Origin of the sequence: Nonomuraea sp. NPDC005650 (assembly GCF_040605375.1) — a bacterium.
In the GTDB taxonomy this organism is placed as follows: domain Bacteria; phylum Actinomycetota; class Actinomycetes; order Streptosporangiales; family Streptosporangiaceae; genus Nonomuraea.
The window spans coordinates 287618-300435 of the sequence record NZ_JBEXCR010000011.1 but is presented as its reverse complement, the minus strand read 5'-3'; the positions used below and the strand labels follow the sequence as shown (position 1 = coordinate 300435).

General features: G+C 69.3%; 11 protein-coding genes and 1 tRNA gene. 6 read left to right on the top strand and 6 right to left on the bottom strand.

Annotation, left to right across the window (positions count from 1 at the left end; all coding sequences use genetic code 11):
* Positions 1 to 29 precede the first annotated feature (29 nt).
* Positions 30 to 1052, bottom strand: a complete 1023-nt coding sequence (locus ABZS69_RS21265; RefSeq protein WP_355374867.1) for a M48 family metallopeptidase — start codon at positions 1050 to 1052, stop codon at positions 30 to 32.
* A 96-nt stretch (positions 1053 to 1148) separates the two neighbouring features.
* On the opposite strand from ABZS69_RS21265, the gene nadD reads away from it, so the two are divergent.
* From nadD to ABZS69_RS21240, 5 genes are all read left to right on the top strand, one after another.
* Positions 1149 to 1766 (top strand): nicotinate-nucleotide adenylyltransferase, encoded by a 618-nt coding sequence (nadD, locus tag ABZS69_RS21260; RefSeq protein ID WP_355374864.1) that lies wholly within the window; start codon positions 1149 to 1151, stop codon positions 1764 to 1766.
* A 91-nt stretch (positions 1767 to 1857) separates the two neighbouring features.
* On the top strand, positions 1858 to 2253 hold the full coding sequence (gene rsfS / locus ABZS69_RS21255; RefSeq protein ID WP_080046168.1) for a ribosome silencing factor: 396 nt from the start codon (positions 1858 to 1860) through the stop codon (positions 2251 to 2253).
* A 34-nt stretch (positions 2254 to 2287) separates the two neighbouring features.
* The gene (locus tag ABZS69_RS21250) at positions 2288 to 2917 is read left to right on the top strand and encodes a histidine phosphatase family protein (protein ID WP_355374861.1); all 630 of its coding nucleotides are present in this window, start codon (positions 2288 to 2290) and stop codon (positions 2915 to 2917) included.
* A 111-nt stretch (positions 2918 to 3028) separates the two neighbouring features.
* Positions 3029 to 3101: transfer RNA gene (locus tag ABZS69_RS21245), tRNA-Ala, on the top strand.
* A gap of 60 nt (positions 3102 to 3161) precedes the next feature.
* The gene (locus tag ABZS69_RS21240; RefSeq protein WP_355374858.1) at positions 3162 to 3944 is read left to right on the top strand and encodes a glycerophosphodiester phosphodiesterase family protein; all 783 of its coding nucleotides are present in this window, start codon (positions 3162 to 3164) and stop codon (positions 3942 to 3944) included.
* A gap of 49 nt (positions 3945 to 3993) precedes the next feature.
* On the opposite strand, the gene ABZS69_RS21235 is transcribed toward ABZS69_RS21240, so the two are convergent.
* The 5 genes from ABZS69_RS21235 to ABZS69_RS21215 all read right to left on the bottom strand — a co-directional run bounded on the left by ABZS69_RS21235 (position 3994) and on the right by ABZS69_RS21215 (position 9370).
* Positions 3994 to 5280 carry an HEXXH motif domain-containing protein gene (locus ABZS69_RS21235; protein WP_355374855.1) on the bottom strand — a complete coding sequence of 429 codons (1287 nt, stop codon included), beginning with the start codon at positions 5278 to 5280 and terminating at the stop codon, positions 3994 to 3996.
* 8 nt (positions 5281 to 5288) lie between these two features.
* Positions 5289 to 6473, bottom strand: coding sequence for an FxsB family cyclophane-forming radical SAM/SPASM peptide maturase (locus tag ABZS69_RS21230; RefSeq protein WP_355374852.1), 1185 nt, complete (start codon positions 6471 to 6473; stop codon positions 5289 to 5291).
* Positions 6474 to 6522: 49 nt separating this feature from the next.
* Positions 6523 to 8172 (bottom strand): hypothetical protein, encoded by a 1650-nt coding sequence (locus ABZS69_RS21225; RefSeq protein ID WP_355374849.1) that lies wholly within the window; start codon positions 8170 to 8172, stop codon positions 6523 to 6525.
* Positions 8169 to 9056, bottom strand: coding sequence for an SIR2 family protein (locus ABZS69_RS21220; RefSeq protein ID WP_355374846.1), 888 nt, complete (start codon positions 9054 to 9056; stop codon positions 8169 to 8171). The genes ABZS69_RS21225 and ABZS69_RS21220 overlap by 4 nt, the downstream gene beginning before the upstream one ends.
* A gap of 146 nt (positions 9057 to 9202) precedes the next feature.
* A complete protein-coding gene (locus tag ABZS69_RS21215) occupies positions 9203 to 9370 on the bottom strand; it encodes a hypothetical protein (RefSeq protein WP_355374843.1) in 168 nt (55 codons plus the stop codon).
* 110 nt (positions 9371 to 9480) lie between these two features.
* Here ABZS69_RS21215 and fxsT point away from each other — a divergent pair, with 110 nt between their 5' ends.
* Entirely contained in the window at positions 9481 to 12036 is a 2556-nt protein-coding gene (gene fxsT, locus ABZS69_RS21210; RefSeq protein ID WP_355374840.1) for an FxSxx-COOH system tetratricopeptide repeat protein, read from the top strand.
* Positions 12037 to 12818: the final 782 nt, after the last annotated feature.

Here is a 12818-nt window from a genome sequence, read left to right as displayed (position 1 = left end):
TGATCGGCCGCGTACGGCGGTGCGGCCGGTCAGCCCTGGCCGCCGTCGCGGCGCGAGAAACGGTTGAAGATGCGCTCGCCCGCGTTGACCGCGCCCTCGGCCACGTCGCGCAGGACGCCGATGAACGGGTCCTGCGACTGGGACCAGGACGCGCGGTAGGACTCGGCCGCGGCCTTGATCTCGTCGGTCACCCGTGCGTTGGCGTCGTCCTCCCTGCGCGGGTAGTCCCCGCCCAGGATGCGCTCGTACTCGCCGCTGCGCTGCCACTTGTCCAGCTCGGCCACGCGCACGACCGCGAACGGGTGGGTGGTGCCGAGCAGGTTGAGCACCTTGAGGAAGCCGTCGCGAAGGTCGCCCGCGGTGTCGTATTCCTGGTACTGCTCCAGGAACGCCTCGATGTTCATCTCGTGGGTGTAGTCGCCGCCGGCGAGCTTCATCAGCGCCCTCTTGGCCGCCTCGGGGTCCTGGCCGACGAGCAGGCCGCCCCGGTCGGAGGACAGCTCCGACTTGCGGTACCACTCCTCCAGGCCCGCGACGATCGCCCGCAGGCCGATGTAGCCGAGCGGGATCCACGCCACGCGGGCGGCGAGGGTGGTGAGGATGTCGAGCATCGTCCGGTAGACCGCGTGCCCCGAGAGGATGTGCGAGGTCTCGTGGCCGATGACGAAGCGCTGCTCCTCCTCGTTCATCAGGTTGAGCAGACCGGTGGTCACGACGATGAACGGGTCGTCGAAGCCGATGGCCTTGGCCTGGACCCGCGGATCCTGCTGGATGTAGATCTCCGGGATCCGGTGCAGGTCGAGCGTGTAGGCGGCGTCGCGGCCCATGTCGTAGACGGAGCGGAACTGGGTCTCGCTCACGCGGACGGCCGACGCCAGGTACATCAGGCGCAGGCGGCGCTCACTTACGAGGCCGGACATCTGCTTGAGAACCGTGTCGAACCCACTCAACTTACGCAGAGCGACCAGGGCGGACCGGTCTGCGGGGTGTTCGTAGGCTCGGGACGAGATGCCGGGCAGTTGGACGCGGTTGCGGTCCGGGGTGGTCGTCATGCCCGGCATGCTACGTCCGCAACGAGGGTGATGCGCGGTCATCACCAAGGGGGGTGCCATCATGTTGTGGTACAAGGTCCGCGTAAGGTCCGTTTCATGATGAATGCGCCTGGCGTGCAGGGGAAGCGGCGAGTCGGAGTGATGGGTGGGACGTTTGATCCCATCCACCACGGCCACTTGGTGGCCGCCAGCGAAGTGGCCCACCACTTCGACCTGGACGAAGTCGTGTTCGTGCCGACCGGGCGGCCGTACCAGAAGGCCGAGCGCGAGGTGTCGGCCGCGGAGGACCGCTATTTGATGACGGTCATCGCGACCGCGTCGAATCCCCGCTTCTCGGTGAGCAGGGTGGACGTTGATCGCCCGGGGCCGACGTTCACCATCGATACTTTGCGCGATATTTCGGAAATTTACGGTCCTGGGGTTGAGCTGTACTTCATCACCGGCGCCGACGCGCTCGGCGCCATCCTGGACTGGCAGAACGCGGACGAGTTGTTCGAGTTGGCCCATTTCGTCGGCTGCACCCGTCCGGGGCACACGCTGCACGACCCGGGGCTGCCGGAGGGACGGGTGACGTTGCTGGAAATTCCCGCGCTGGCCATCTCGTCGTCCGAGTGCCGGCAACGTGTCGCCAAGGGGGAGCCGATTTGGTATCTGGTGCCGGACGGCATCGTCCAGTACATCAACAAGCGGGGGCTGTATCACTCGGAAGGGTGAACGCCTCCGTGCCGTAGGTGAGGGGTTTCGGCCCGGAAGGGTACCCTCAACGTATAGGCATGCTGTCGACACAGGAGGACAGACCCGCATCGTGACCGCATCCGACAGATCCGTCCAGCTCGTGCGCATCGCCGCGGAAGCCGCGGCGGACAAGCTGGCCGATGACATCCTCGCATACGACGTGAGCGAACAGCTCGTCATCACCGACGCCTTCCTGCTCTGCTCCGCCACCAACGACCGCCAGGTACGCGCCATCGTCGACGAGATCGAGGAGCGGCTGCGCACCGAGGCCGACGCCAAGCCCGTGCGCCGAGAGGGCGAGCGCGAGGGCCGCTGGGTGCTGCTCGACTACATCGACATCGTCGTGCACGTCCAGCACGAGGAAGACCGTACGTTCTACGCGCTTGAGCGCCTGTGGAAGGACTGCCCGGCCATCTCGCTGCCGGAGAGCGTCATGCAGGCCAACCTCCAGCGGGCGCGCGCGTGAGCGGGCTCCCCCATCTCGAATCCGAGCGTTCCGCATGAGCAAGAGGATCGTCTGCCTGCGCCACGGGCAGACCTTGTGGAACGTCGAGCAGCGATTTCAGGGACACTCCGACATCCCCCTCGACGAGACCGGCATCGCGCAGGCCGCCAGGGCGGCGTCGTTGCTGGCCTCACTGAGGCCCACCCTGATCGTCTCCTCCGACCTTCAGCGGGCCAACGACACGGCGCTGGCGCTCGCGCGGGTCGTCGGGCTGGACGTGGCCGTGGACAAGGACTTCCGCGAACGCGGGGGCGGCGAATGGGAAGGGCTCACGCGCGACGAGATCGCGGCGCGCTGGCCCGACGAATACGTGGCCTGGGAGGCGCCGGGTGGAGAGCCCGTCACCGACGTGGCCACCAGAGTGGCCGGCGCCATGCGGCGCTGGGCGGCCAAGCTCGACGACGACGGCCTGCTGGTCGTGGCCTCCCACGGGGCCGCGCTGCGGCTGGGCATCTGCGAGCTGCTCGGGCTGCCCGAGTCGCTCTGGCCGGCGCTGGGCGGGCTGGGCAACTGTTCGTGGTCGGTGCTGCAGGAGGGGCGCAGGGGCTGGCGGTTGCTCGAGCACAACGCCGGGACGCTGCCAGAGCCCGTCCGCAGTGACGACCGGCCGGAGGCCGAGGCGTAGCGAGCTCGTACGGCTCGGGGGCCGTACGACCGCGCCCGCGATTAGGCGAATCGGCGCGGATGGCTATATGCTCTCGGAGCGCCGCAACGGGTGGACTCGGAGCGGTGACCAGGGGCTATAGCGCAGTTGGTAGCGCGCCTCCATGGCATGGAGGAGGTCTGGGGTTCGAATCCCCATAGCTCCACCTTTTCCGCTGCCCGTGTGGCAGAGTGCGAGGGGACAACAAGATCGAAAGGTAAGAATCTTGGCAGTCCCCCTCGTCGCGTTAGCGCTTGCCTCGTTACTCACCTCTCCGTCCGCCGCCCTGCCCGCCTGCCCGCAGATCTTCGGGCACGGCGGTTACCCCACCGGCGCCAACGCCTGGGAGCGGGACCAGGTGCGCCAGCCCAACAACCCCACGGCCATCCGCCGCTACCAGTCCTGGGGCGCCTTAGGCGTCGAGGCCGACCTGCAGCTCACCAAGGACGGCACCAAGGCCGTCATGTGGCACAACACCTCCACCTGGGGCCTGACAGGCACCAAGAAGAACATCACCGACATCTGGTGGGCGGCGGGCGACACCGCGCTCAAAGGCCGGACCATCAACCGCGGCCTGTTCCAGGGCGAGACCGTCCACACCTTCCGTGAGTGGCTGACCGCGATGAAGACCGCCGGCATGATCGGGCTGGTCGAGATCAAGCCGGAGGCCCGGCAGTCGCTGATGAGCTCCGACGCCGCGATCAAGTCGCGGGCCTGGGCCGAGGTGCTCGACCCCGTCAAGGAGCGCTACCAGTCGCAGGAGATCATCCTGTACTCCCACAACAGCGAGATCGCCGCCGAGCTCAGGAGCCGCGTGAGCGCCGCGGGCATGGCGCAGGTGCTGAGCGGCGGGCCCATCTGGCCGGAGGTCACCAAGTGGGAAGAGCCGCCTCCCCCGTGGACGCTGAACGAGAGCGCATGGCAGGGGGCGCTCGATCGCGGCGCCAAGCGGGTGGCCACCGACTACACGTCCCAGTTCAGCGCGTGGCTGAAGGGGAAGTGCCAATAACCAGGTGACCCCTGGCCGACGCCTGCTGGGCCCGGTCCCTGGGCCCCGGTCAGTTCAGGTCGCCGTTGCGGGCGCGCCAGCGGGCCCGGTGGCGCGCGGCGGCGTCCTCGGCCCGCGCCGTCGCCGCGGCGGGCACCGGCTCGCCGGCCCAGGAGTCGAGCCGGCTGTCCATCCGGTCCACGAAGGTCACCCCGTGTTCGGTCAGCCGGCCGCTGCTCAGGAGGGTGCGGGTGACCAGGTGGGCCGCCGCGCGCCAGCGGGTGAACTCGGCGCCCGCGCGGATCTCGTCCTCGCCCGTCTCGTGCCGCCGCTGCCGCCGCCAGAAGTCCGTCACGCCCAGGTAAGCGTACGCGCCCTGGAGCAGGCCGCCGGCGGGCCTGGGATCCTCGCGCCAGGGCGCGTAGTAGCGGGAGCCGTCGTCGGGCTTGGTCAGCGGCACGATGTCGAGGAGGGCCGCGAGCTTGGCGTGCTGGGCCTCGTGGGTGAGGGTCTCCGCCAGCGTACGGGGGTCCGGCGGGTCGGAGAGGGCTATGCAGCCGTAGGCGTCGCGGGAGGAGGCGCTGGTCGAGCCCGTCGAGGGGGCGGCCAGCGGGGTGAGGACCGTGATGCCGGCCGCCACCTCCTCGGCGACCGGCTCGTGGTGGCTCACCAGGAGCCGCCAGGACTCGTCCAGGAGGCGCTGCCAGCGGGCCGCCTCCGCGTCCGTGAGCCGGCCGAGAAGATCGTTCGCCCCCGGTAGCCGGTGCGGGTCCAGATCGTCGATGAGAACGTTCAGGCGCCTGCCGCCGGACTCGGCCGCGAGGGCGCGCAGCCGCTGCCAGCCGGGGGCGTCGTCGCGGATCTCGACCACCAGGTCGCCCGCGCTCACCTCCGCGCCCTCCGGCCAGCAGTGCACGGTGGCCATTGTCACGCCGCTGGGGAACGTGACCTGCCCCAGCGACGGCAGCATGGCCCGGCCGGCGATGACCGGCACGTCCACCTCGCACGCCGTACGGGCGTGGATGGCCGCCGCGGCGGCCAGGGCGGCCAGCTGCTCCGGCGAGCGCCGGGAGCGGACCGTGTGACGGGCCCAGGCGCCCACCGACGGGTGCTGCAGGACCCTGCCGACCGCCTCCGGATGGCTCGACTGCAGCGTGGCGAGCAGGTCGTAGGCGCGGCGCGTCTGCGCCCAGGAGTCGTGGCCCAGCTCGCGGGCCACGCCGAGGACGCCCCTGATGAGCAGCAGGTGCTTGCTGTACTGGGCGCTCTTGAGCCGTCGCACCGCGCCGCCGCCTCCGGCGCCGCTCGCGAGGGCGTCGAACGCGTCCGCCGGGATCCGGTGGTCAGTGAGGTTCATCGGGATCCTTAGATACGGCGCCGGACGTCGGCCTGGACGGTCTGGCCCACGTGCTTGACCAGGCGCAGCAGGTCGGCGCAGTAGACCGAGGGGTGGTGGAAGCCGCTGCCCGCTCTGTAGCGGTGGGCGAACAGGCCGCCGCCGCAGATCATGCCCACCTCGCACGCGGCGCACTCCGGCGCGGGGTCGAGGCGGGCGATCTGGCGGGCGGCGGTGAAGGGGAGCAGCAGGAGGTCGTCGAAGGAGTCGCGGGTCACGTGCAGCCCGGTGCTCCCGGCGCCCTCGAAGGCGGATTTGAGCAGGTCGGACTGCTCGATCTCGCCGTCGGTCTCGATCACGATCATGGCCGCGGGCGAGAGTCCGATCTGCTCGGTGGTCGACTCCCCGCCGAGGAGCAGGTGGATGATCTCGTCGAACAGCCGGACGCGGGTGGGGTGGGACGGGGTGGCGTACCACCGGTCGAAGACGGTCGCCAGCCAGGCCGCGTACGGGGTGTCCGGCGACCCGGGGACCCTGCCCGGCGGCGGCTCGGACCAGTTGCCGTGGGGGAGGAGGAAGTCGATCACCGGCGGATCGAAGGCCAGGAGTGCGGCGTAGGTGGCGAGGGGGTCGTTGCGGAGATCGACCGTGCAGAGCAGCCCGTGGAACAGGTGGCGGAAATCCTCGGACGCGAGGAGCTCCAGCGCGGCGGCCACCCGGTGGTAGCTGCCGCGGCCGTCGGCGGTGCGGCGGGAGCGGTCGTGGTCGGCCTGCCCGCCGTCGAGGCTGACCCCGACGCCGATCTCCAGCTCGTCGAACAGCCGCAGGAAGCGCGGGTCGAGGAGCGTCGCGTTGGTCTGCACGCTCACGTCGACGCGGACCGGCACGGCGGACCTGACGACGCCCACGAGGTCGCGGATCTCGTCGTGACCGGCCAGGAGCGGCTCCCCGCCGTGCAGGATCACGTCGACGCCGTCGAGATCGTGGGCCTTGACGTGCTCGGCGATCCTGCCCGCGGTGGCCTCGACCGTTTCCCGTGACATACGTTTTGGGCGAAATCTCCAGCTTTGATCCGCCATTTCGTACATGTAGCAATATGTGCATGCCAAATCACATCTGCTATGTACTTTCAGGATGAACTGCCGGAACGGCGTCGGCCGCCAGCCGCGGGCCAGCAGCGCGTCGACGTCCAATGTCGCTGGCCACTCTGACACCGCGGATCAGCCTCCACATTGAGACTTGCGAGGTGCCCAGCATATGACGTCATTCCGATAGTCGAAGCATCTCGTTCGCCCTGTCGAGCGCCTCGTCCGTGAGCAGGGGAAAGATACCGTGAAGTACGGCCGCGGCGGCTCGCGGAGTGCCCGAGCGGTGAAAGGCCTCCGCCAGTGCCATTTGTGCGGATATGTCATTAGGTGCGAGGGTCACTGCCGCGTTGATCTGCTCGATGGCTTTGGTGAGATCCCCGTGTGCCAGGTGCCAGCGGCCGTCGATGGTGAGCGCGCGGGCGACGCCGTCGAAGCGTCCGCGTTCGGCGTACAGGCTCACCGCCTCCTCGCAGTAGCGGCGCACCTCCTTGACGTCGCCCTGCGCGAGCGCCGCGTCGGCGTGGATCTCGGCGACCTCGGCACGCACCCAGGAGTCGTCGGGCTCGGCCGCGTGCCTGGCCTCGTCGGCGAGGCGGGCGGCGAGCGGCCAGTTGCGCTGGGACTGGGCCTCGCGGGCCGCCTCCAGGTAGGTCGAGGGCGAGCCGCGGTGCGAGACCGGGCCGATGAGCCGGTCGTGGGCCAGTTCGTACCAGCGGCTGCCCATGCGATGCTCGCCGCGCAGGATGTGCCGGTCCTCAAGGGCGCGGGCCACGGCGTTGGGCACGCCCATGGTCTGCTCGATGCCCTCGTACGCGATGTTGCGGGTGCCGTGGTCGGTGATGAACGTACGGCGCAGCCAGAGCAGGAGCTCCCCGACGGGGATGCCGAACTCGCGCGCCACCTCCCCGACCGCCCGCTTGAAGAAGTCGAACAGGAACTCCTCCACCACGGCGTACACCCGCACGTGCTCCTCGCCGATCTCCGTCACCTCGACGGGCAGCGAGTCCCACAGCGCGGAGCAGACCACCTGGAGCTGGACGGGCTCCACCAGGTCCAGCTCGACGGTGGACAGGTTGCCCCACGCGTCCTTGACGGTCGCCGAGCGCAGCTCGCCGACCAGGAGCCGGGTGGCGGCCCCGGTGATGGTCCTGGCGGTGCGGTCCAGCGGCCGCTCCACGGCCTGCCGCGCCGCCTCGGGGGAGAGCGGCTGCAGGTGGAAGCGGGCGCGCGAGCCCTGGCCGAACGGGCGCTCGTAAGGCAGGACGAGAAACAGGTACTCCTCGCGGAGCGACAGCAGCAGGTGGAGGCTCGGGTGGTCGCGCATGGCCCGTACGAGCTGGTCGACGAACTCCTTGCGGTCGCGCTGGCGGGCCAGGTCGCTGTGGAACATGGTCTCCGCCTGGTCGATGGCGGCCAGGACGGGCAGCGGGTCGCCGTACTCGTCCTCGCGCCGGGGGCGCTCGGCCAGGAACCGCGTGATGGTCATGCCCGCCAGCGAGCCGGGCGTGGCGTCCGGCGCCCAGGCCGACAACAGCGCCATGACGTACGGGTTGCCGCCCGCGATCGGGAGCGGGGCGTGCGGCGCCATCCTGGCGACGGGCAGCACGTCGGCCCGCTCCGGGTCGATCCTGGGCAGCACGCCCGCATTGAGCAGCGAGGTCTTGCCCACGCCGGAGGCGCCGTAGAGCACGGTCAGCCCGGCCGCCCGCCAGAGCGTGGCGATCTCCCGTGACTCCTGCTCCCTCCCGTGGAACAGGTCGCTGTCGGCGCGGCCGAAGGGCCGCAACCCGACGTACGGCCGACCGGCGGGATCGGTCACGGTCATAGCGGCGTCCTCGCATTCCAGTCGAGCAGTTCCTTGAAGAACGCGGACGTGGTGCCGACGTAGATCGAGATCTTCAGGTCGGCGTAATAGCTCCTCAGGAAATCACTCGCCAGATTCTCCGCGTCGGTCAGCGAGGTGTTCAGGTCCGGCAGGAGTTGCACGCTGATATGCGTGCGCTGGCGGGTGGAGGGAATGGATTTGATCAGCCCGTGGAAGAGCACCCGGAAGTTCCAGTCCTGGAGGCTGTAGCCGAGGAAGAGCAGCGGGCTGGAGGTCATGGCGTCGAGCACCGGATCGGGGATCGGGAGCAGTTGACGGCCGTTCGCGTCGTCGACGTCGCGCAGGTTGAGGAGATACTGCACATAATCGTTCTCGGTCAGCACGATGGAGGCCGGGTCGTCCCAGTTCCCGTGCAGGTGATAGATCAGCGGGTGGTCGGGGTCGGGGTCGGGCACGACGGCGCGCTTCGTCGGCTCCCACCACGTCGACCTGCAGACATTCGGGGTGCGCGGACCTTTGCGGCAGTGCTGTAAAGCCTGGAGCATGAAGTCGTCGTAGTTGGTGGTGAGAAAGGTCTTGATCGGGAACTCGGCCAGCACCGTGTGCGGGTCGAGCGGGTCGTTGGCAGCCGCCGCGCGTTGTTTCAGGTAAGTGCAGACTTCCACTTTGAGATCAGTGGGATCGTTATGCACGTGAGCCGCGTACTGCATCACATGGGCGAGATTTCCGTTGTCGGTGAACGGAAAGCCGTACTCCTTCGCGAAGTGCTTGCTGAGCTCCTTGCCGGTCGGAAGTCGCCCATAGCAGGCGCCCGCCCCGAGAAGCGGGGTGCAGTCGCCTCTGCGGAGCTGTCTGACCAATCGCACCCAGTCCGCTTCGTTCACGCGCCACCCCACCGGCAGGACCATTCTTGTGCTGAGGAGTATATGACCTGGGACGGATGGAAATATGTGATTGTTTTCGGGCCGGCCTAAATGTGGGGGAAGTGTCTGCCCGCAGGTCAGGCGTGGCGGCCGACCCGCGGGCCGGCTCAGATGGAAGACTGGAATTTGGCCACGGGTGTCACGCCGGTCTCGTCGAGAAGGCGGTCTATGGCGTCCTTCAGCCGGGAGTCGTCGAGGTCTTTCAGCTCCTCCAGGGTGCGCCCACTGACGTCAATGAGCCCACCACCGTACCCCGGCACTGCTTCCTTGTTCATAGCTCTCCCTGGACCTGATGGATCTAGCGGATCCTGTCTATCTCTGGCTTCAATATGCTGTCTATGCTTGTCTCAGCTGATGTGACGACCGGCCGACTCGAGGCGATATCGTGACAAATTCGAGCTCGCACCACGATTCTGGCCATGCTCCGTCCGTATGGGGGAAAGTACCCCAGCGGAACAAGAACTTCACGGGTCGGGACGACCTCATCGAGAAGCTGCGCACGGGGCTTCAGTCCAAGGTCACCGCCGTCCTCCCCCAGGCACAGGACCAGTCTCAACCCGCGCCTCACGCTCTGCAAGGACTCGGCGGAGTGGGCAAGTCGCAGCTCGCGATCGAGTACGCCCACCGCTTCAGGCACGCGTACGACCTGGTGTGGTGGGTGCCGTCGGCACAGACGATGCTGGTGAAGTCGTCGCTGGCCGGGTTGGCCCGCGAGCTGCATCTCAAGGTCGGTCCCCACAGCGTCGAGGACGCGGCGGAGGCGGCGCTGGACGCGCTGCGTCGCGGCGAGCCGTACCGGAACTGGCTGCTGATCTTCGACAACGCCGAAAACCTGGAGATCAACGACATCGTCCCGCGCGGCCCCGGCCACGTGCTGATCACCTCCCGCAACCACAGCTGGCAGGGCGTGGTCGACACCCTGCCCGTGGACGTGTTCGAGCGCGAGGAGAGCGTCGCGTTCCTGGTCAAGCGCGTGGGCCAGGCGCTCGGCAGGGAGCAGGCCGACCGGCTGGCCGAGGCGCTGGGCGACCTGCCGCTGGCCCTGGAGCAGGCGGGCGCGCTGCAGGCCGAGTCGGGGATGTCGGCCGAGGAATATCTGCGGCTGCTGAAGAAGCAGACCACCCGGCTCCTGGGCGCCAACAAGCCGTCCGACTACCCGCTGTCGATGACGGCCGCGTGGGCCACCTCGGTGTCGCAGCTCAAGGCGAGGCTGCCCGAGGCGGTCGAGCTGCTGCGCTGCTTCGCGTTCTTCGGGCCCGAGCCGATCCCGCGCGACCTGCTGGACGAGCTGCCCGAGCAGTACGCCGCCGGATCCAAGATCGCCGGCCTGCTGGCCGACCCGATCCAGCTCAGCCAGGTCATCCGGGAGCTGGGCAGGTACGCCCTGGTGCGGATCGACTCGGAGAGCCGTACGGTCCAGGTGCACCGGCTGGTCCAGGCGCTGCTGCGGGACGAGCTCGACGAGGATGACGCCGACGCGTTCCGCCGCGAGGTCCACCTCCTGCTGTCGGCCTCGGTGGCCGACTACGAGCCCGACGACACCACGGCCTGGCCCCGCTACGCCAACCTCCTCGGCCACATCACCACGGCCGACGTCAAAGGCAGCCGCGACCCCAACGTCCGCAAGTTCGCGCTCAACATCATCCGCTACGTCTACATCTCGGGTGACTTCACCTCGGCCCGCGAGCTGGTGCAGGAGTTCCTGGAGGCCTGGCGGGAGGACAGCGGCGAGGACGACCGGCACGTGCTCACCGCCCAGCGCCACTACGCGATCGTCATCCGCGAGCTGGGCAACATCGACGATTCGTTCGAGCTGAACAAGGCCCTCATGGAACGGATGCGGCGCGTGCTGGGCGAGGGCGACGAGGAGACCCTGCTGCTCACCAACAGCCACGGCGCCGACCTGCGCTTCCGCGGCGAGTTCGCGGAGGCGCGGGAGCACGACCAAGACTCGCTGAGCAGGCACGAGGCGGTCTTCGGCCGGTCGCACCGCCGCACCCTCCGCGCCATGAACAACCTCGCCCTCGACCACCTGCTGCTCGGCGACTACGAGACCGCGCAGTCCCTGCACGCCCGCGTGCTCAAGCTCCAGCGACAGGCCGGATCGGGCGCGAGCCGCGCCAACGTGCTCTCCTCGATGAACAACCTCGCCCGCGTTGTGCGCCTCCAGGGCCGCTACCGCGAGGCGTGCGATCTCGGCCAGGACGCCTACGACTTCGGCCTCCAGGAGCTGGGCCAGGAGCACCCCTGGACCATGCGCAGCGCCAAGGACCTGTCGATCGCCAAACGCCGGGCCGGCCTCATCGAAGAGGCGCTCGAACTCGCCGAACGCACCTTCGAGGTGCAGAAACGCGGCACCAGCATCGATCACCCCGACACGCTCGCCGCCGCCCTCTGCCTGGCCAACGCCCAGCGGGCCGCCGACCAGGTGGACGACTCGCTGCGGCTGCTGCGGGACATCGTCTCCAGATTCGCCAGCATGTACGGCGACGACCACCCGTTCAAGTACGGCTGCGACAGCAACTTCGCCCTGCTGCTGCGGGTGAACGGAGACAAGGATCAGGCGCGGGCGATCGACGAGGCGGCGCTGGCCGGCTTCGACCGGCGGCTCACGCGCAAGCACTACTTCTCCCTGACCTGCGCCATCAACCTCGCCAGCGACCTGGCCGAGGTGGGGCTGCACGAGGAGGCGCGGGTGCTCGGGGAGCAGACGCTGCAGGACCTGCGGGCCCTGTTCGGCGACGACCACCCGGTCACGCTGGCCGCCGCGGCCAACCTCGTCGTCGACCTGTTCGCGACGGGTGCGGCGGAGGAGGCGGGGGCGCTGCGCGAGGACGTGCTGGATCGCTACGACCGGGTGCTCGGGTCCAACCACCCCGACGTGCTGGTGTCCCGCCAGGGCAACCGCTTGGACTTCGACTTCGACCCACCCGTGCTCTAGCCGGCCGCCAGGGGGCTCGTCGTTCGGGGCTCCGTCGTTCGGGGCTCCGTCGTTCGGGGGTCCGTCGTTCGGGGGTCCGTCGCGCACGGAGTTGGGGGCCGGGCGCGGCCCGCCGGCTGTGGGGTGCACGGCGTCGGGTGTGATGGTCGGCGCGGCACGCTGCCCGGGGGTGTGATGGTGGGCGCGGCACGCTGCCCGAGGCGTGGCGATGCTGGGCTGGGATATGGCAGCAAACCCGCGGTCGACACGCCGCCTGGTGAGTGGGTGGCGGTCCGGGCTGTGACGGTGGGCTGGGTGCGGCACGCTGCCTGGAGGGTGCCGCGGTGGCGAGTCCGGGCTGCGACCGGGGACCTGGCGCGGTGGGCTGTCGGCGGATGCGCAATGGCGGGTCTGGGCAGGCCTCAAGCGTGGCGGGCTTGGGTGGCGGGCTGTCCTGATAGGCGGTGCGACCCGGATGTAGGCGCGCGTTCTAGCGCGTGAGGTGGTGACCGGGCTGGGTGCTTTCTCCCGAGCGTAGGGGGCGCGACCCAGGTGCAGGTCCCGGAGGCGTAGGGACGACTGGGCATGCGGGAGCGGTGGGGTGGGGTGCGTGCCAGCGGCGGTGTGAGGTGCGGGAGCGGTGCGGTGGGGTACGTGCCAGCGGTGGGGTGAGGTCCGGTGAGGTCCGGTGAGGTCCGGTGAGGTCCGGTGAGGTGCGGTGAGGTGCGGTGAGGTGCGGTGAGGTGCGGTGAGGTGCGGTGAGGTGCGGTGAGGTGCGGTGAGGTGCGGTGAGGTGCGGTGGG